This is a genomic window from Snodgrassella sp. W6238H11 (genome assembly GCF_016100525.1).
In the GTDB taxonomy this organism is placed as follows: domain Bacteria; phylum Pseudomonadota; class Gammaproteobacteria; order Burkholderiales; family Neisseriaceae; genus Snodgrassella; species Snodgrassella alvi.
This window is the reverse complement of the sequence record NZ_JACFSH010000001.1, coordinates 461,967-481,731: the sequence shown is the minus strand read 5'-3', so window position 1 is coordinate 481,731 and position 19,765 is coordinate 461,967. Positions and strand designations below refer to the sequence as shown.

The following is a 19,765-nucleotide window of genomic DNA, read 5'->3' as shown; positions in this document are numbered from 1 at the left end:
CTGACTTGTTATTCACCCATTCCAAACAATTCTGTTTCAATTGTCTGCTTATCAGGGCTTGTCTTATCATAGCTTGCCCATAAGTACTGGCAATCAATTTCTATTATCTGTAAAACTAAAATTATGCCCGCTGCTGCTTCATTCGCATTGCCTAAAACCAGACAGACTGTAATCTGGTCTGATTTAAATGCTGGTAGTCTGCCATTATTACTTAGCCAGCATTTACCTGAAAAAAAACTGAAAATTATTTTAACTGCAGATGCCGAACAGGCAATCCGTATTCAGGCAGCATGGCAATTTTTTGATCCTGCTGCACGTATCATGTTTTTCCCCGACTGGGAAACTCTGCCCTACGAACATTTTTCTCCTCATCAGGAACTGGTATCAGAGCGACTAAGTACACTGTGGCAACTAAAAAATGGACTGGTTGACGTTTTATTGTTACCGCTGGCAACAGCCATGCAAAAAATTGCCCCTCCTTCATTTTTGCTGGGACATACTTTCTGGCTGAAAACCGGGCAGGAACTGAATATTGAAGCATTGAAACATAGCCTGGTTGAAGCCGGCTACAACCATGTTTCTCATGTGGTAGCGACCGGAGAATTCGCCATGCGTGGCGGTATTCTCGATATTTTTCCAATGGGCAGTGACACCCCGTTTCGTCTGGACTTATTTGACAATGAAATTGATACCATCAAAACATTTGATGCAGACAGCCAGCGCACATTAACCACAGTAAATGAAATTCGTCTGTTACCGGCACATGAATTTCCAACCGACAGTGATGCACAGAAAATATTCCGCAGCCGCTTTCGGGAAGAAATCAATAGCGACGCCCGAAAAGCAACTGTTTATAATGCAGTATCTGAAGGACATTTCGGAGCGGGTGTTGAGTATTACCTGCCTTTATTTTTTGAAGAAGAATGCGTCAGTATCTTTGATTACACTGATGATGAAGCCATTCTGGTTTGTCTGGGTGATATTCATCAAGAATCTGCCCGCATCTGGCAGGATGTCAAACAACGCTACATTCTGGCACAGGGCGATCCGGCCTATCCACCTCTGGCACCAGATTATCTTTATCTTAGTGAAGACCAGTTCGGAGCACGTATTAAATCTTATGCGCGTCTTGTTCCGCAAATCAGTGAAGACACTACTTATACGCTGCCAAGTGTCGCAGTAGACAGACAGGCTGATGATCCGCTGCACACACTGAAAAATTTTCTCCAGCAATGGTCAGGAAGGGTACTGATTTGCGCAGAAAGTCTCGGACGCCGGGAAACCATGCTCAATTTTATGCGCCAGTACAGTTTACAGCCAGATATTGTCAATAGCTGGCAGGACTTTCTGAACAGTAATTCCAGCTTCTGCCTGACTATTGCGCCGTTAAGTTACGGTTGCCTGCTGACAGATCAGCAACTGGCCATTATTACTGAGGCTGATTTATACCAGTATGTAATTCGCGGCCGGCGTACAAGACGCAAACATAGTGCTGTTTCTGACGGCATGCTGCGCGATTTGGCTGAAATCAAAATTGGTGATCCCGTGGTACATGAACAACATGGTATCGGACGCTATCAGGGTCTGGTAACCCTGGATTTAGGTGAAGGTGCCTGTGAAATGATGCTACTGGAGTATGCTGAAGGTTCTCAGTTATATGTACCTGTTAGTCAGCTCCAGCTTATTTCCCGCTATGCAGGCAGTGCTCATGATAACATTAGTTTGCATAAACTGGGTCATGGAGCATGGGATAAAGCACGACATAAAGCCGCGGAAAAAGCCAGAGATACTGCTGCCGAATTATTAAATCTATATGCTCAGCGTGAAGCTCAGCAAGGCCACCGCTTTAGTCTGAATGAAATGGATTATCAGGCTTTTGCCAATGGCTTTGGCTATGAAGAAACCGAAGATCAGGCTGCGGCAATCGCTGCGACCATAAAAGATTTATGTGCTGAAAAGCCCATGGACAGACTGATTTGCGGAGATGTCGGCTTTGGTAAAACTGAGGTTGCGCTACGCGCCGCTTTTGTAGCAGCAATGGCTGGTAAACAGGTGGTAGTACTTGCACCAACTACACTGCTTGTCGAGCAGCATGCACAAAATTTTGCTGATCGCTTTGCAGACCTCCCGATTAAAGTTGCCCAGCTTTCCCGCTTTAATACCAGTAAACAAACACAGGCCACACTTGCCGGACTGGCTGACGGCACAGTAGATATTGTGATTGGTACCCATAAACTGGTTCAGCCGGATGTCCATTTTAAAAATCTGGGACTAGTTATTATAGATGAAGAACATCGCTTTGGCGTACGTCAGAAAGAACAGCTTAAACGCCTGCGTGCTAATGTAGATGTGCTTACACTGACCGCAACACCAATTCCACGTACATTAAGTATGGCACTGGAAGGCCTGCGTGATTTTTCATTGATTACCACAGCTCCAAGCCGCCGGCTGGCTGTAAAAACTTTTGTTCGTCCTTACAGCGATGGTTTAATACGAGAAGCCGTATTACGCGAACTGAAACGTGGTGGACAGGTGTTTTTTCTGCACAATGAAGTTGATACCATTGCTAACACTTATGAAAAATTAACTACTTTATTACCTGAAGCCCGTATCGGTATCGCTCATGGACAACTGCGTGAACGCGAACTGGAGCAGATTATGCGGGATTTTCTTCAGCAGCGTTATAACGTGTTACTGTGTTCAACTATTATTGAAACCGGAATTGATATTCCCAATGCCAATACGATTATTATTGAGCGAGCTGATAAATTTGGTCTGGCCCAGTTGCATCAGCTGCGTGGCCGTGTAGGCCGCTCTCATCATCAGGCATATGCCTATCTACTGATACCGGATGCAATGACCAAAGATGCACAGAAACGTCTGGAAGCCATAGAAATGGCTGATGATCTGGGAGCCGGATTTACATTAGCTATGCAGGATTTAGAAATCCGTGGTGCCGGCGAAATTTTGGGTGAAGGACAGTCTGGTGAAATGATTCAGGTCGGATTTACTTTATATACCGAAATGCTCAAGCAGGCCGTGCGCAATTTGAAAAAAGGCAGAGAGCCGGATCTGGATGCCCCGCTGGGTATTACCAGTGACATTAAATTGCATAGCCCTGCTCTGCTGCCGGAAAGTTATTGCCCGGATATTCATGCCCGACTGGTGTTGTACAAACGCCTGGCAAGCTGTGAAACCGAAGCAGAGATAGACCAGATACTCGAAGAACTGATCGACCGTTTCGGACTTCCCGAACCGGCTGTCTCTACATTGATTGCCAGCCATCATTTACGCATTGAAGCAGCCAGCTTAGGCATAGACTCAATTGACGCCAGTAGTGAAGCCATTACTTTTACTTTTGGCAAACATCATCGCATTAATCCCGCAACTATTGTAGCCATTATGCAAAGTGATAAAAACTACCGTCTGACTGGAGCAGATAAACTCAGAGTTAGCATTGGTATTGAAGACGTTATGCAACGTGTCCAGATTATTAAAAACATTATGAAACAACTTGCGGTTGATGCCGGCTAAACTTAAAAATAACAGGTAAGCATTTTTAGCTGACAGCCAAAAATAAAAATCAGCATTTAAAGCTGAATAACAAAAAGCAGTCATACGATAAAAATAGTATGACTGCTTTTTATTTTGTATCAGTATTGAAAACAGCCGAAATTTACCAAATTTTCCAGAGTGAGACTTTAGCTGAATTTATCTAGAGCAAACAACTCATTAGCATATTTTTTTAGCCACTTACGAGCATTATCAGCATCAGCACAGTATTCTGCAACCATTGCCCAGAAAGCTTTACCATGGTTGGCATGGCGCAAGTGACACAACTCATGAATACAGACATAATCCACCACATCAGCAGGTGCGCCAATTAATCTCCAGTTCAGACGGATTCCGCTACGCCGGCGACATACTCCCCAAAAAGTTCGTGCCTGACTTAATGTCATTGCCATTGGCTGCAACTGCATTACATTTGCCCAATATTGCAAGCGTAGTAACAATTCCTTTTTGGCACTTTGTTTTAACCATGCTTTCAAAAGTACATAGGGTGACTGTGAATTTACCAGTGGTACTAAAAAGCCATATTGCTTATGCCACTGCACTCTTGTTAGTACGGATATCTGAGTAAAAGGATATGCCTGACCACGAAACCAGATAAATTCAGGTAATGCTGCCGCTATTTTTTCTGATTGCTGCCACAGTTTTTTAATAGCGATTTCATTAACGTTCAGCCATTCAGACAAAGATTTCATTGATACAAATGGCGGAACGTTAATATCCAGTAAACAACCTGATGCTGGACGTACAATAATATTTTTTTTTGCTGTACGCCGTAATTTCAGCCTGATGGTATCGCCATCTGTAGTTGTGTGAAGAAATTCCGACATGACAACTAATCTGTTAAAAATGTAAATAAATTACTATCTGAGACAAGCAGACACTTCTATTAACCAGCACACCATATCATTCATATCCCGTTTCAGATTCAGCCTTAAAAAAAATTAAATAGGCTATCTATTTATCTGCTCAGGATTCAGCAAAACACTATTTCACAAATAAAAAAGTATCAATATTCAACTAATATCAATTAATGCGGCACAAACGGCGTTGGTACTTGCGGATGCTCTGGTGCAAACGGTCCCACCCCTTGAATTTTTACTTGCTCGGATTCTATCCATTGCTCACAGATTCTGATTAATTCTTCCGGATTATGAGCTGACTCATAATGAATCGGTTCACCAATCACGACTGTTACTTTACCCGGATATTTAAAAAAGGAATCTTTAGGCCAGAATTCGCCACTATTTAATGCGACCGGCACCAGATTCATATGTAGTTCCTGTGCCATTCGGGCAGCACCTTTTTTATAATGGCCACGGAAACCTGGCTTAATTCGTGTACCTTCCGGAAAAATACAAATCCACATTCCCTTTTGTTTGCATATTTTCCCCTGACTAATAATCTGGGCATTTGCCGCTTTAGGGTTTTTACGATCAATACCTATTGTGCCGCGCCATTTCAGTGCCCAGCCAAAAACCGGTATACGAAAAAGTTCGCGTTTAGCCACAAAGGCGAGATCAGGGAAAAATACCAGCATGGCCAGCGTTTCCCAGCCGGATTGGTGTTTACAGCACACAATTCCGGGTTCGCGCGGAATATTTTCCCGACCGGTAACTTCGTATTTCAAACCGATAATGTGCTCCAGCATCCAGAAAAGAGATTTTCCCCACACAGTGGTTGTCCATGTAACCCCTTTTGGTACCAGCATGGAAACAATTACTACCACCAGCCAGATTAATGAAAATACACACAAACAAAACCAGTAAATCAAATTACGCAACAACAGCATGTTATATTATTCCTCGGCTGCCTGTTCAGCCAGAGTACGACAATATTTGGCAAAATCCAGCAAATCATCGTACACCTGAGTATCTTCCGGCAATTCTTCCATTTTTAATGTTTCCTTGCCTTTACCGGTTAAAACCAGTACAGGATGACCGCCAATTGCGGCAATTGCCTGCATATCGCGAATACCATCTCCGACAAGCCAGGTATTTTCTGCTTTCATATGCAGACGATCCAGAATATCCAATAACAGACCCGGTTCAGGTTTACGACATTTACATTTAGCATTACCGGTATGCGGACAAAACCAAACCCCGCTTAAGCGGCCGCCAGCTTTCTGTATATGAGTATGCATTTTACTATGTACTTCATTCAGCTGCTGCATACTGACCTGATTACGCCCGATACCAGACATATTTTCCGCCACAACAACGGTATAACCACTTTGAGTCAGAAAGGCAACAGCATCCATACTCCCCGGTAAGGGAAGCCACTGATCAGGATCGCTGATGGGCTGTGGTTGCATAACATTCAACACACCATCGCGATCCAGTATGATTAATTTGCCTTTTCCATTCAATGCCATAATCAACCTTATTGCACCGGCTTCAAACTTTGCCGCCACTGAATCAAAGCACTATCAAATACGCCATCAAGTAAAGACTGATTTTCATCATTAATTTCTACATGATAAAAACTTTGCAAGGCCGGCGTATTTAATGTTTGCACATAATCTTCCATAAAACGACCATAGCCCTCATCTTCATCTTCATAGTAATAAAGCGAAAACCGTCGTCCTTCATCATTAAAATCACTGTCTTCCAGACAACCGGCCATATTATTCAGAACAAATTCAGCTCCGCTCATAACCTGAGCTTTCAATGCTGCCATATCTTCTTCTGCCGCTTCATCCCATTGCGGATTATATAAACCCCGGCGTACAGCCCATGACCAGTAATAACCCATATGTGTAGCAGCATTAGCCAGTGACAACGCAGGCGGATAATCTTCTTCTGTATGGAATACTATATTATCAAATATCATAATTTAGCTTTCATCCACTATTTAAGAATGAGCAGAAATGTCTGCTATTATTTACTCACTTAATAAGGCAATATCGGCCACAGCATTCATCTGCTGCGATAAACACAGTAATAAAGCCAGACGGTTATTCTTAATAGCTTCATTTTCATCCATTACCATCACATTAGTAAAGAATGCATCCACTTTTTCTTTAATTCCGGCCAACTCAGTTAATGCCTGAGCAAAATCCTGCCGTTTCAGCACAGCTTGAATTTTTTCTGCAACCTGCTCAGTTGCCTGATAGAGCTGTTTTTCATCCTGCTGCTGCAAAAGATCTGGATTAACAGCGGATAAAGCAGAAATATCTGCTTTTTTCAGTAAATTATGAACACGTTTATTAGCTGCAATCAGTGCAGTAGCTTCATCCAGCTGTTTAAAGCGGGTTACTGCGGCAAGTCTGGCTTCCAGCTCACCCAGATTTTCTACCTTACCGGCCAGTACTGCAGCCACTACATCCTGTGCAAAGGAATTCTGTAACAGAATTGCCAATCTGGCCTGCATAAACCCGGCTACTTCACTGACAGTATTTTCAGCCAGTCTGCCTGAAGCAAATGTATCAAATGCTGCCTGTAATAATGGCATCAGCGCCAGATTATGCTGCATCAGCATTCGTAAAATACCCAATGCACTGCGGCGCAATGCATACGGATCTTTATCGCCTGTCGGAATAAGTCCGATACCCCAGATACCGAGCAAAGTTTCCAGTTTATCTGCCAGAGCAACCACTGTACCAGTTAAACTGTCCGGCAAAACATCATTAGCAAAACGCGGCCAGTAATGTTGCTCAATTGCTACAGCAACATCAGCATTTTCACCATCATGCAAAGCATAGTATTTACCCATTGTTCCCTGTAGCTCAGGGAACTCCCCTACCATGTCGGTCAGTAAATCAGCTTTAGCTAGCTCAGCAGCACGTACAGCCTTATCTACATCAGCATTAAGTAACGGTGCAATAGCTTTTGCCAGCTGAGTAATACGCTGAACTCTTTCTGCAATACTACCCAGCTTATTGTGATAAACCACATTTTGCAGACGAGGCAGACGACTTTCAAGAGTCGTTTTCTGATCCTGACGGTAGAAAAATTCGGCATCTGCCAGACGGGCTCGTAATACACGCTCATTTCCATGAATAATATGTCCAGGATTTTCTGTTTGCAGATTAGATACCAGCAGGAAACGATTAATTAGTTTGCCATCACTGTTTAACAGCGGAAAATATTTCTGATTTTGCTGCATGGTTAAAATCAGACATTCCTGCGGCACTTGTAAAAAGCGCTCATCAAAACCCGCCTGTAAAACTACTGGCCATTCAACCAAAGCTGTAACCTCATCCAGCAAGCCTTCTGCATAGGCTACTTGAGCATGAAGTGCATCAGCCGCTACAGTTAAACCCTGCTCAATACGGGCTTGGCGCTCGGCAAAGCTGGCTACTACTTTACCCTGCTCCAATAATACCTTTTCATATTCTGAAGCATGGTTAAAAATAATTCTGTCTTTACTCAGAAAACGGTGACCTAAAGTCCAGTTCTGGCTGTTTAATCCCAGGACACTGCCAGTAACCGTTTCATTACCATGCATCATCACCAGTCCATGTACAGGCCGGACAAAAGTAAAGGTACTGCTACCCCAGTGCATCACTTTCGGAATAGGCAGTTTTTTGATAGATTGATTCAATATATCGCTTAACAAGGCATTCAGTGGTAAACCGGCCTGAGTATATTCATAGGCAAATACCATTTGTTTGCCATCATTAATCTGGCTAAGCTGACTGATTTCTACCTGATTACTGCGGGCAAATCCCTGCAAAGCCTTGGTAGGCTCACCATCTTTCATACCCGCTGTTACACTGGGACCTTTTTTCACAATTTGCTGGTCTGCCTGCACCGCTTTAACATTTTGCACCAGAACACCCAGCCGTCTGGGTGCAGCAAATACTTGATAATCAGCCACACCGCTAATCAGCTGTGCCTTTTCCAGACCCTCAACAACTCCAGCGGCGAGACTTTCACCCAGATTATTCAGTGCCTTTGGCGGCAACTCTTCAGTACGCAGTTCAATTAATAAAGGAGCATTCATGCAAGTATTACTTTCATTCAGTTTCAGGCAGTCTGATTAGTAGTATTTTTATTCAGTAACGGAAAACCAAGTTTTTCACGGCTTTCTACATATTTTTGTGCAACTGCACGGCTTAAAGCACGAACACGGCCGATATAAGCAGCCCGCTCGGTTACAGAAATAGCGCCGCGTGCATCAAGCAAATTAAACGTATGTCCTGCCTTAAGTACTAATTCATAGGCTGGTAATGCAAGACTGATATCCTCTACAGCCAGCAGACGTTTAGCTTCGGTTTCATAATAATTAAACTGTGCCAGTAACCATTCTGCATTACTGAATTCAAAATTATAAGTAGACTGCTCGACTTCATTCTGATGATATACATCACCATAGGTGACAATCCGGCCGTCATGAGTTTTAGCCCAAACCAGATCATAGACATTTTCAACACCCTGCAGATACATTGCCAGCCGCTCAATACCATAGGTAATTTCACCCAATACAGGCGAACAGTCCATACCACCTACCTGCTGGAAATAAGTAAACTGAGTCACTTCCATACCATTGAGCCAGACTTCCCAGCCAAGTCCCCAGGCACCCAGAGTCGGATTTTCCCAGTCATCTTCAACAAAACGGATATCATGCTGACAGGGATCTATACCCAGTTCCTGTAAAGATGCCAGATATAACTCCTGAATATTATCAGGAGCAGGCTTCAGAGCGACCTGAAACTGATAATAATGTTGCAGACGATTTGGATTTTCTCCATAACGCCCGTCCTTAGGACGGCGTGACGGCTGCACATAGGCTGCAAACCATGGTTCCGGCCCCAGTGCACGCAAACAGGTTGCCGGATGGCTGGTACCCGCTCCTACCTCCATATCCAATGGCTGTAACACCACGCAGCCCTGTTTAGCCCAATAGTTTTGTAATGTAAAAATAATTTCCTGAAAAGTCAGCATGACGAGAAATTTCTGATAGTCTGCAAAATTGTCTATTTTACTGTGCTTGCAAGCAGTTGAACAGCCATAGACCTGCACGTGAATAAATACCGGCACAATAATAAAAATAAAAAACACTTGCACCTTTAGGGCGCTAGTGAAACGATAGTCATCTCACAAATTACCTTAGCAAGCAAAATATGTATCGCGGTGAACGCTTTAATGCGTACTCTCATTTTATCGGTTTTATTCTTGCCATTACAGGCACCGTATTTTTATTAATTAAATCCACCATGTACGGAGATGCTTACCGTATTGTCAGCTCAGCTATTTATGGTGCCAGTCTGATATTCTTATATGGTATATCTACACTTTATCATTCAATTTATTCTCATCGGGCCAAAGCGGTATTACAAAAGTTTGATCATTGTGCGATTTATCTGTTAATTGCAGGCAGTTATACACCTTTTACCCTTACCACATTACACGGCGGCTGGGGCTGGTCAATTTTTGGCATATCATGGGGACTGGCAATATTTGGTATTATTCAGGAAGTGACTATCGGACGTAAAAGTAAAACCCGTATCCTGTCATTAGTCCTGTATATGATTATGGGCTGGCTGATTATTGTTGCTATTTATCCGTTGATTCACCGGATGTCTGCACCAGGGTTATTCTGGCTGACTGCCGGCGGGCTGGCATACAGCATCGGCATATACTGGTTTGTCAATGATGAAAAAATTCGTCATGGACATGGTATCTGGCATTTATTTGTTTTGTTAGGCAGCCTGGCTCAGTATATATGTGTTTACGCCTATATCTGACTGTAATAGTAAAGAGAAAACAGTATCAATATAGTCAATATCCGTTTCAATTTTTAAAACATAAAAAAGAAAGTATCATAGTGAAAAGTTATTTGAAATTCCTTTTATTAAGTTTGTGTATCCTCACTCTGGCGTCCTGTAGCGGCGAAAAAAACACTCAATCTGCAGCTTCCACTGAACAAAATAAAAAAGAAATTATTATCGGCACTACTGTAGGCGATTTTGCCGATATGGTCAGAGATCAGGTAAAACCAGAACTGGAAAAGCAGGGATATCGGGTACAATTACTCGAATTTACTGATTATGTGCGCCCTAATCTGGCATTAGCAGATAAATCTATTGACATCAATATTTTCCAGCATAAACCCTATCTGGATGATTTTGCCCAATCACGCCACTTAGATATTATGCCGGCATTTCAGGTTCCTACTGGTCCGCTTGGAATATATACCGGCCGGATGCATGAACTGAGTGCAGTAAAAGAAGGCTCCAGTGTTTCTGTACCCAATGACCCGTCCAATCTGGCACGTGCTCTCGTTATGCTGGACAAACTAGGCTGGATTACTCTGAAAACCGATATTAATCCTCTTAAAGCTTCACTTGCCGACATAGCAGGTAATAATAAAAACATCAAACTGGTACCATTGGAAGCTGCTCAATTACCTCGTTCGCGTCATGATGTTGATTTTGCAGTGATCAATGGTAATTTTGCGACCAGTTCTGGCTTAAAATTTACATCTGCCCTGTATCTGGAACCCGGCTATACTTATGTTAACTGGTCAGCAATCCGCACTGCTGATAAAGACAGCCAATGGGTAAAAGACATAACAGCCGCATATAATTCAGCTGCATTTAAACAATATGCATTCAAGCGCTTTGCCGGCTATAAGTACCCTGAATCATGGGGTATTCAAGCTACTCAACCCGCATCCGCACCGGCAAAATAATTAAATTAATTAATCATCAGCAGGCATTCCGTATATGAATTTAAAACGGAATGCTTTTACAAATAATGTTTATCTACCCATGCATTCGAATAATCTTACTTCAAACCATCCTCTGCCATTAGAACAGAAACTCAATCTGGAAACTGCCCGTATCAACTGGCATGAACTGCAAACTCACTTTGCCCGGGGTGTTTGCATATATGTTGCACCAGAACTGGATTTGGTCAATATAGCCCACATGATAGCTACTGATAACTCTGCTGCCATTGCACTTTTGATTCAAGAAGGTAAAATTGGTAAAGTAAACGATATAATGGCACAACAATATTTTGATTGTAACCAGCCGATGTGGGCAGTAGTTGTCAGACCATATGTACTGGTACAGCCTGACCAAACTATTGTTGAAAACAATTGATCATAAGCATTGATAAAAGAAAGAGAACGTGATGCGACGCCACACTTATGGTTTTACTATTATTGATTTATTGATTACTTTGGCTATTATTGGCATACTCGCTGCAATTGCCTATCCCACATATCAGAATTATGTGATTAAGGCACGAGAAGAAAATGTCAGAGCCGACATGTCAGAAAATATTAGCTTATTAGAACGTTATTACTCCTTGAATAAAACATTCAATACCTATACTGATGCTCAGCTGACCAAAAAAAGAAGCGAAAAATTCTTTACTATTACGGGAGATTATAAAGAAAGTAGTTATACTTTGACAGCCACACCAACTGCGGCAAATTCAGGAGAAACCAAAAATGTTGTCTATAATTCTGTAGAAGGGTGGTCACTTTGTAAAAAAGATACAAGTAAAGATAAAGATGATACAAGTGAAAGTAAAGATGATAAATATATTTGCGAACCCTTTTAAAATTTCTGTGAAATCGATTATATATTTCTCACTTATTTTCAAAATTAATGAGATATAAAAAGATATTAATATTAAATTTTTATAAATTTAATCAAGGGTGAGTATATGAATATACTGAAATTACTTCTGTTAACGGTAACAATCGGTTTACAGTTTAACCCTGTTCTGGCAGCCAGCCATAAAAACTTCGCTGATAATAATGAATTTGATGATGCAGATAAAATCTTAGCTCAAATGTATCATCAGCAACAGCAAATTGAAAAAGAAATCGACAGATTATCCGCATCAGTTATTCAGGATGATAATCAGGTTAAGCTTTTTAAAAACTGCAAACAGCCAGAGTGCCATCAATATAGTGAAACGACATCTTTCCGCATTGATCCGAATCAGAATTTTACTTATCAGAATCAGATTAGCAAAGATGGAAAAAGCAAATCAGTTACCCGTAAAGGTAAAATTACTCAGCATAATGGCAGAAAAACATTAATACTGAATAATGCCAACAGTCAGCCGGATGTTTATTTGCAACAGTAAATTCTCAACTTTTTAGGATGTATTGAATACAAAATATCCGTTAAATAAAAAGGCAATGATTTTTTTCATTGCCTTTTTATTTATCTATTATAGAAAACTTTATTTATGTTTATGCTTCGGAGACTTCACTACTGAGCGTTCGATTATCTGATCCAGCTTATAAACATATTGGTTATCTGCAGCAGTACCCGTTACATCAGCCTGTTTAACCTCATATACATTCAGACGTAATACCTGATTTTCCTGCGGATTAAACTGCCAGCCATCAATCTTTCCGGCAAAATTACGCCATACACCAGTTTTAACCTTAGCGCCCTGATCATTGTAGCTAATTTCTCTGACTTTCAAACACTGAGCTTCACCCTGTGCAGTTTGGCAGGTTTGGGTTTGCGGACTTATTTCCCAAAATACCACAGTAGGCTGACCATACTGAGCAACGGCAGCAGGGACACCGCGCCAGAGCAAATGTTCGCCGCGCCGGTTTTCAATCCATAATTGTGGCTGCGCATTCTGGTCATTCTCAGCATTAAGCAGCCCTGCATGTAATTTCTGACCATCCATAAAAGCCACAACTGCAGAATCCTGCGCCATAATATCAGGCGCACAGGCTTTCATAGTGCTTACCGGAGCCTGAATTTGCATATCCTGATCATTTAACTGATAGTTAGAACTGATATTATTGCAGCCACCGGAAACATTCAGCCGCTGACCGGAAAAATTCATTGTCATAGATGAACCGGATGTAAAACCGGGTAACGGCCGACCATGCCGGTCAGTAGCTTCAGCCAGCTGCCAGTCATAGGCACTTAACTGCGGAACAGTGACGGCACGCATACTTACCTTACGGTCAGATGTATGTGCACAGGCCGCAAGACTGCCGGCAATCAGAGCGGAAACTGCTAATTTTTTGATATTCATAAGTACATCCTTGCTAAAATAACACTACACTTGCACATTAAAATAATTCAGCACATAAAACAACATTCATGTTTTATTCGGCAGACAGGTTATAGCTATCATGCAACAACTGCCGCAAATACAGGAGTATTCGTATGCAATTCGGTATCATTATAATTGGTGATGAAATTCTGAATGGTTCGCGTCAGGACAGCCATTTTGTTTTTTTCAAACAATTATTACAACAACACGGTTTATATATGGCCTGGGCGCAATATTTACCAGATGATCAGGCAGTTATTACCAGACAGCTTATTGAATCATTTAAAGAAAAAATACCTGTTTTTGTTACCGGCGGCATAGGTGCCACACCAGACGACCATACTCGTCAGGCCTGTGCAAAGGCACTAAACCTGCCGTTAACACCTCATCCGGAAGCACTGAAAGCAATTGAAACCATTTCACTGAAACAGGGAGATTCACTTGACAGCCCTGCACATTTACAACGGGCAAAAATGGCTGAGTTTCCACAGGGTTCAGCACTGATTCCTAATCCTTTCAATAACATTGCTGGTTTTTCAATCAATGAGCATTATTTTTTCCCGGGCTTTCCCCAAATGGCACACCCTATGGCTCAGTGGGTACTGAGTCAATATTACCAGCAAAATTTTTTCCGGCAAAAACTGGTGACTAAAGCAGCTCTGGTTGATGGTGTACCTGAGTCCAAAATTACGCCATTGATGGAAGCAATTGAACAAAACTGGCCTGGGATTAAAACTTTTAGTTTACCCACCATTCGTGATGATTTACCGGCAGAAGAACAAATACATTATTACCGTCTGGAATTCGGTCTGAAAACACATAGTGAAAATTCTGGTTTTTTACCAGAAGCCTGGGAATATGTATTACAGGAACTACAAAAACTGGGGGCAACCAATATTATCCCACTGGATAAAAGCAGTGAGGGCTGAATATAAAGTTAAGACTGATGGCTTATCTCAGAATAAATCCGATTATTTATAGAAAAATTACCTGTTCAAACGTAAAAAAAAAGTGGTTTAAACTAAATCCATTATACTAACAGGCAGAAATAACCATACTTTTGCTACTTTACATGCAAAACGGTTTTGTATTTGCTTTCCCATTATCAAGCAACTAGAATTTCACCAGTTCACTGACAGATTGCAACATTAATCTGTAAACAGACTGCCGGTGTATACACAACCATCAAACGCACTGAAATTAATCAACAACAGTACATTTCTGTAACAGGTTTAAATTTATTCATGACAACACTGAACACATATAATTTTTCTGCCGGTCCTGCAATACTGCCAGAGGCCGTATTAGAAACAGCACAGGCTGAAATGCTGGATTATAACGGTACTGGTTGCTCAGTCATGACCATGAGCCATCGATCAGATGCTTTTATCAGTATTCTGCACCATGCCGAGCAGGATCTGCGCCAGCTCATGCATATTCCGGACAACTATAAAGTTTTGTTCATGCAGGGCGGTGCCAGTGCCCAGTTCAATATGGTCGTAATGAATCTGGCCAATGGTTTTAAGCGGGTTGATTCAGTAGTCTCCGGTAACTGGAGCCGTATCGCACACAGCCAGATGGGTAAACTTTCCGATGCAGAAATACATCTGGCAGCACATGGTGGTGATTTATATAACTACACAGATGTACCGCCGGTTGAAAGCTGGGATGTGGATCCAAATTCTGCTTTTGTTCATTACTGCATTAATGAAACAGTACATGGCCTGCAATATCGCAATATTCCCAAACCAGATGGTTTGCCCCCTGTTATTTGCGATATGTCGAGCGAAATTTTATCACGACCGGTAAATGTAGCAGATTTTGGCGTTATTTATGCCGGTGCACAAAAAAATATCGGACCATCAGGTGCTACTATTGTGATTATTCGGGAAGATCTGCTTGATCGTTGTTCTGAACGAATACCTGATGTGTGGAATTATCAAAGTCATATCAGCCGGCAGGGAATGTACAACACTCCGGCAACTTATCCGATTTATATTTCTGGTCTGGTATTTCGCTGGCTGCAAACTCACGGTGGCGTGGAACATATGGAGGCCATTAATACCCTTAAAGCTGAAACTTTGTATTCTGCCATTGATAACAGCAATGGATTTTATATCAATAATGTGAAACAGCATGCACGCTCACAGATGAATGTTATTTTCCATACACCCACAAAAGAGCTGGATAAAATATTTGTAATGCAAGCCGGTGCTCATGGTTTAAGCGGATTACAAGGCTATAAATCAATGGGTGGAATGCGGGCGAGTATTTATAATGCCATGCCCTTACAGGGAGTTGAAACTTTAGTAGAGTTCATGCAGGAATTTCAGCGTCGCTACGGATAATCAACTGATTTTTTTCTGATTACTGGTGTGGCAATACTATACCACACCAGTTTTTCATCTTTATTCTCTGGAAATATTCAATTCGCTCAAAGCTAAGTTCAAACTCTATGTCTAGTGAGCAGTTGCCGGACGGTATCGCTCCAGAAATAGATTACTGAATTTATTCTCCGGATCTAAGCGCTCTTTAAGCTTAAAAAATTCTGTTGCCCGTGGGTATGCGCGCTGAAATTGCTCATCAGTTGCATGCAATTGATAAGGTAAATAATAAGTACCTCTGTTTGCCAATGCCGCATCTATTAATTCCCGTGTCCATATTCCTACCTGCTTTTTACTCTGTTCATCAGTTCCTTGCTGATAATAAATCACAAAAGCAAATACCTCAGTTTGAGCCCATGCCAGCAAAGAACCACTATCAGGAATAGCATGACGAATAGAGATATTGATAATATTTGCCTGATGCTTTTTCAGGATGTCTATCATCTGCGGATAAAAATCATCAAACTTTTCTACCGGTATGAAATATTCTTCCAAAGCAAAACTTTTATCTTGCATGGAAATAGGCTCTAAAAGTGCTACTGCTAAGCTGGCTTCATAATTACGCATCATTACTGGCTGTTTTACAAAATAGGCATCATCATATAATTTGCGCAATTCTTTACCAAAATCCGATGCAGCAACAATTTTCAATTGTCTTTGGCGTTTGCGTGTAGGTGCAGAAAGTGGTCTTAAACGGGCAGAAATAGTTAATGGTTCATCAGTCTGCTTAAAAGTCACAGCCCTAACCTTTTTGAAATCAGGAGGATAAATAATGGCATTATGAAATATGGCCGTTCTGTCAGCACGAATCTGCTCAGAGAAATAAGAGGAATACTGACTAATCGGCATCACATCATTAATTCGTTTTACTTTTACATTTTCAGTAAGGCGTAATGTCACTTCTGTGATAACACCCAATGCACCATAGCCACCAATAGCACCATAAAAAATATCCGAATTTTCTTGCGGGCTGGCTAAAACTATTGAACCATCTGCCAGTACTATTTTAATTTGCTCAACAGACAGGATAATAGGACCTGCCCCCATATATCGACCATGTACATTAACACTTAAAGAACCACCAATACTAAAGTCAGCCAGACTTTGCATGATTTTCACAGATAATCCATATGGATCAATCAGCTCCTGTACCTGACGCCAGTTTGCACCTGCTTCTATAGTTAAAAGTTTTTGTTCAGGATTAAAAGCAATTACATGATTGAGTTTTTGAGTATCTATTTGCACGCCATTCTGAACTGCAGTTTGCCCGCCCATACTGTATTTACCACCAGCTATACTAATGGGACCAGTTGTGTGCTTAACCAGCTCTGCAACCTCTTCGGTTGATTCCGGCTGTATCACAGCGACCATCTGTACTGGCGTCATACCGGTAACATCATTGACTACCACCGCATACGCAGTTAATGGCAGCAACAAACAAAAACAGCTATACCAAATAATTAGTTTTTTCATTATTAAATAATATTTATTCTTATAGAAGACATATTATTGTACTAATTAATGATGATATAATATTTGTCCTAAAACAAAATTTTGATTATTTTCACTTTTTCAGAATATTCTGATTATCTGCATAATCCAGACCAATATCCAGATAACGTGCGCTGTGGGTCAGATAACCCATCGCCAGAAAATCTACGCCTGTTTCTGCAGCAGCTACCACAGTATCAGGTCGCAAATTACCTGAAGCCTCAGTCTGACAATGTCCCTTACACCAGCTCACAGCTGTTCGCATTTCTTCTATTGACATATTATCCAGCAATACCAAACTGATGCCTTCATCCAGAACCTGACGCAATTGCTCCAATGTGTCAACTTCTACTTCCACTGCAATCAAATGGCCGGCATAAGATTTAGCTTGCTTAACAGCAGTAATAATATCTCCCCCGCTAAGCGCAATGTGATTGTCCTTAATCAGTATGGCATCATCCAGACCCATGCGATGATTACGTCCCCCGCCCATTCTTACTGCATATTTCTGGACTATACGCAAATTAGGTATGGTTTTACGTGTACACGTCAGCTGAGCTCCGGTATGGGCTATTGATTTCTGAATTTCATGAGTTGTAGTGGCTATTCCGCTAAGATGCGTCAGAAAGTTTAACGCTGTGCGTTCGGCAGCGAGAATAGCACGCGCATTACCGGCAACCCGGGCCAGCACTGTACCGGCAGCAATAACATCACCATCATTTTTGTATGCAGTAAATTCCAGATTTTCATTCATCAGAGCGAAGCTCTGCCGGGCCAGCTCTAAACCGCATACCACACCGGGCACTCTGGTTACAATACTGAATGCGGCCATCCTGTCTGCCGGTATCACTGCCTGTGAGGTAACATCTCCGCGTCTGCCCAAATCTTCTGACAGTGCAGCCTGTACCAGTGGTCGGGTAATTATTTCTGGTAAATCGCTAATCATATTGTTAAGCCCGGATATATACTCTTTTAGAGTATATATTAGTAGTCAAAGTCTGAAAACACGTTAACAAATAATAAGCAGATAATTTTGAAAAGCGGTAGTTTTTAAATTCAGCAAATTAATCAGATTTATTTGTTTAAAACCAAGAATCAAAAATTTTTAATCAGAAAATTTCTATTTTATCAACGGAATTGATGACAATTAGGCTAGCCTAATTACTGAATATGGTTATTAATTAATGGTAATCTGTAACCGGAGAGCAGACTTTCCTGTAAAACATTTTCATTAAAACGGTACAGCTGTGCCGGACGTCCGCGCTCAGCCACTACTGTGGTTCCGGTTGGCACAACCAGCTGCTGATTGTTGATTAATCTGCGAAAATTCTGTTTATGCAAATCTACGCCATTCAGCGCCTCTATGCTTCTCTGCAACTGATATAGAGTAAATTGAGGCGGCATTAAATCAAAAATCACCGGACGATACTGCAATTTAGCTCGTAAACGAGATACAGCAGTAGCAAGAATACGGCGATGATTAAACTGCATGGAGCGACCGGTCAGCATGGCCGGCAGGCAACCGTCGAAATAGGGAGATTCAATAATCATGCCAACTTCATACATCAATTCATAACGCAACAGAGCATTTTCTGCCAGCCATTGCTGCCCGTTTATTCCCCAGCATAAATTCAGGCGCTGCTGACGCTGATTGCGGATTTCCTGATTCGGAGCAGCATCTACCCAGTTCTGCATCAGCAAAATTAATTGATCAAGTATCTGCTTATGCTGAGGCAGTCTGCTGTCTTCCCAAGGAAAAAATTCATACCAGTCATGCCATTTGGCTTCCAGCTTTAAACCACTCTCAGCAGCTTCTTTTACCAGTCCGAGATAGCTGATATTAATAACAGCATGGCCGCAATGATGACTGCGTTTGACATCAACAAATGTATATAACTGTTCCATATAGCCTAATGGCTGACCTGTCTGCTGATGTACCCAGGTTCTGGCACCAGCCTGTAAAGAATGATGTACAGGTTTCAGCGGACCATATGGCAATAGTTTTCCATCGTTTATGGTAAGTACCCGCGCACTGAAATCGGTAACAGCAAACAATACCGCCACGAGTTCAGCTGCACTGTCGCTATAACTTGAAGATGAATATTCAGCTGAAGAGTGCATGCGGATAAACTCCTTTATTAAAGCTGGCTAATTGTAAAGAATTTGTCGCAAAAAAACAAAATTCACTGATTGAGTACATTACCGCAAAAGCACCGTTGTATCTAACTGAACGCAACAGATTATCACATTCAGTCGAGTTTATTCGAGTTCTTGGCTTTTTCGTATTGCCTTATATACTCATTATGAGCATAATTAATTATTCCTTTC

The 19,765-nt window shown here is 41.6% G+C and carries 18 protein-coding genes; 8 read left to right on the top strand and 10 right to left on the bottom strand.

Going from position 1 to position 19,765, the window contains the following annotated elements; genetic code table 11:
* Positions 1-123: 123 nt before the first annotated feature.
* On the top strand, positions 124-3,534 hold the full coding sequence (mfd, locus tag H3V00_RS02115; protein WP_198206564.1) for a transcription-repair coupling factor: 3,411 nt from the start codon (positions 124-126) through the stop codon (positions 3,532-3,534).
* A gap of 167 nt (positions 3,535-3,701) precedes the next feature.
* Here mfd and H3V00_RS02110 read toward each other — a convergent pair whose 3' ends face one another.
* The 6 genes from H3V00_RS02110 to glyQ all read right to left on the bottom strand — a co-directional run bounded on the left by H3V00_RS02110 (position 3,702) and on the right by glyQ (position 9,458).
* Entirely contained in the window at positions 3,702-4,400 is a 699-nt protein-coding gene (locus H3V00_RS02110) for a M48 family metallopeptidase (protein ID WP_084587065.1), read from the bottom strand.
* A 200-nt stretch (positions 4,401-4,600) separates the two neighbouring features.
* The gene (locus tag H3V00_RS02105) at positions 4,601-5,362 is read right to left on the bottom strand and encodes a 1-acyl-sn-glycerol-3-phosphate acyltransferase (protein ID WP_037475573.1); all 762 of its coding nucleotides are present in this window, start codon (positions 5,360-5,362) and stop codon (positions 4,601-4,603) included.
* Between the two features lie 6 nt (positions 5,363-5,368).
* Complete coding sequence (gene gmhB, locus H3V00_RS02100) at positions 5,369-5,944, bottom strand: D-glycero-beta-D-manno-heptose 1,7-bisphosphate 7-phosphatase (RefSeq protein ID WP_025330587.1); 576 nt, start codon at positions 5,942-5,944, stop codon at positions 5,369-5,371.
* An 8-nt stretch (positions 5,945-5,952) separates the two neighbouring features.
* The gene (locus H3V00_RS02095; RefSeq protein WP_180214728.1) at positions 5,953-6,402 is read right to left on the bottom strand and encodes a cell surface protein; all 450 of its coding nucleotides are present in this window, start codon (positions 6,400-6,402) and stop codon (positions 5,953-5,955) included.
* Between the two features lie 51 nt (positions 6,403-6,453).
* Positions 6,454-8,517 (bottom strand): glycine--tRNA ligase subunit beta, encoded by a 2,064-nt coding sequence (gene glyS, locus H3V00_RS02090; protein ID WP_198206565.1) that lies wholly within the window; start codon positions 8,515-8,517, stop codon positions 6,454-6,456.
* A 23-nt stretch (positions 8,518-8,540) separates the two neighbouring features.
* Positions 8,541-9,458, bottom strand: a complete 918-nt coding sequence (glyQ, locus tag H3V00_RS02085; protein ID WP_025330584.1) for a glycine--tRNA ligase subunit alpha — start codon at positions 9,456-9,458, stop codon at positions 8,541-8,543.
* 179 nt (positions 9,459-9,637) lie between these two features.
* Here glyQ and H3V00_RS02080 point away from each other — a divergent pair, with 179 nt between their 5' ends.
* From H3V00_RS02080 to H3V00_RS02060, 5 genes are all read left to right on the top strand, one after another.
* Positions 9,638-10,261: a hemolysin III family protein gene (locus H3V00_RS02080; protein WP_198206566.1), complete on the top strand. Its 624-nt coding sequence runs from the start codon at positions 9,638-9,640 to the stop codon at positions 10,259-10,261.
* Between the two features lie 74 nt (positions 10,262-10,335).
* Positions 10,336-11,208 carry a MetQ/NlpA family ABC transporter substrate-binding protein gene (locus tag H3V00_RS02075; protein WP_084565705.1) on the top strand — a complete coding sequence of 291 codons (873 nt, stop codon included), beginning with the start codon at positions 10,336-10,338 and terminating at the stop codon, positions 11,206-11,208.
* 34 nt (positions 11,209-11,242) lie between these two features.
* Positions 11,243-11,623, top strand: a complete 381-nt coding sequence (locus H3V00_RS02070) for a DUF2288 domain-containing protein (protein WP_232335897.1) — start codon at positions 11,243-11,245, stop codon at positions 11,621-11,623.
* Between the two features lie 31 nt (positions 11,624-11,654).
* Positions 11,655-12,089, top strand: a complete 435-nt coding sequence (locus H3V00_RS02065) for a type IV pilin protein (protein ID WP_025330580.1) — start codon at positions 11,655-11,657, stop codon at positions 12,087-12,089.
* Between the two features lie 105 nt (positions 12,090-12,194).
* Positions 12,195-12,623 carry a hypothetical protein gene (locus tag H3V00_RS02060; RefSeq protein WP_037391941.1) on the top strand — a complete coding sequence of 143 codons (429 nt, stop codon included), beginning with the start codon at positions 12,195-12,197 and terminating at the stop codon, positions 12,621-12,623.
* 99 nt (positions 12,624-12,722) lie between these two features.
* On the opposite strand, the gene H3V00_RS02055 is transcribed toward H3V00_RS02060, so the two are convergent.
* On the bottom strand, positions 12,723-13,541 hold the full coding sequence (locus tag H3V00_RS02055) for a DUF4377 domain-containing protein (RefSeq protein WP_198206568.1): 819 nt from the start codon (positions 13,539-13,541) through the stop codon (positions 12,723-12,725).
* A 134-nt stretch (positions 13,542-13,675) separates the two neighbouring features.
* Between H3V00_RS02055 and H3V00_RS02050 the strand changes: the two genes are divergently transcribed.
* Positions 13,676-14,491, top strand: a complete 816-nt coding sequence (locus H3V00_RS02050; protein ID WP_198206569.1) for a molybdopterin-binding protein — start codon at positions 13,676-13,678, stop codon at positions 14,489-14,491.
* 315 nt (positions 14,492-14,806) lie between these two features.
* Positions 14,807-15,910 carry a 3-phosphoserine/phosphohydroxythreonine transaminase gene (gene serC, locus H3V00_RS02045; RefSeq protein WP_198206570.1) on the top strand — a complete coding sequence of 368 codons (1,104 nt, stop codon included), beginning with the start codon at positions 14,807-14,809 and terminating at the stop codon, positions 15,908-15,910.
* A gap of 111 nt (positions 15,911-16,021) precedes the next feature.
* On the opposite strand, the gene H3V00_RS02040 is transcribed toward serC, so the two are convergent.
* The 3 genes from H3V00_RS02040 to H3V00_RS02030 form a co-directional block, all read right to left on the bottom strand.
* The gene (locus tag H3V00_RS02040; RefSeq protein WP_198231790.1) at positions 16,022-17,383 is read right to left on the bottom strand and encodes an FAD-binding oxidoreductase; all 1,362 of its coding nucleotides are present in this window, start codon (positions 17,381-17,383) and stop codon (positions 16,022-16,024) included.
* Between the two features lie 127 nt (positions 17,384-17,510).
* A complete protein-coding gene (gene nadC, locus H3V00_RS02035; protein WP_198206572.1) occupies positions 17,511-18,383 on the bottom strand; it encodes a carboxylating nicotinate-nucleotide diphosphorylase in 873 nt (290 codons plus the stop codon).
* A gap of 215 nt (positions 18,384-18,598) precedes the next feature.
* Positions 18,599-19,558: a hypothetical protein gene (locus tag H3V00_RS02030; protein WP_198206573.1), complete on the bottom strand. Its 960-nt coding sequence runs from the start codon at positions 19,556-19,558 to the stop codon at positions 18,599-18,601.
* Positions 19,559-19,765 lie beyond the last annotated feature (207 nt).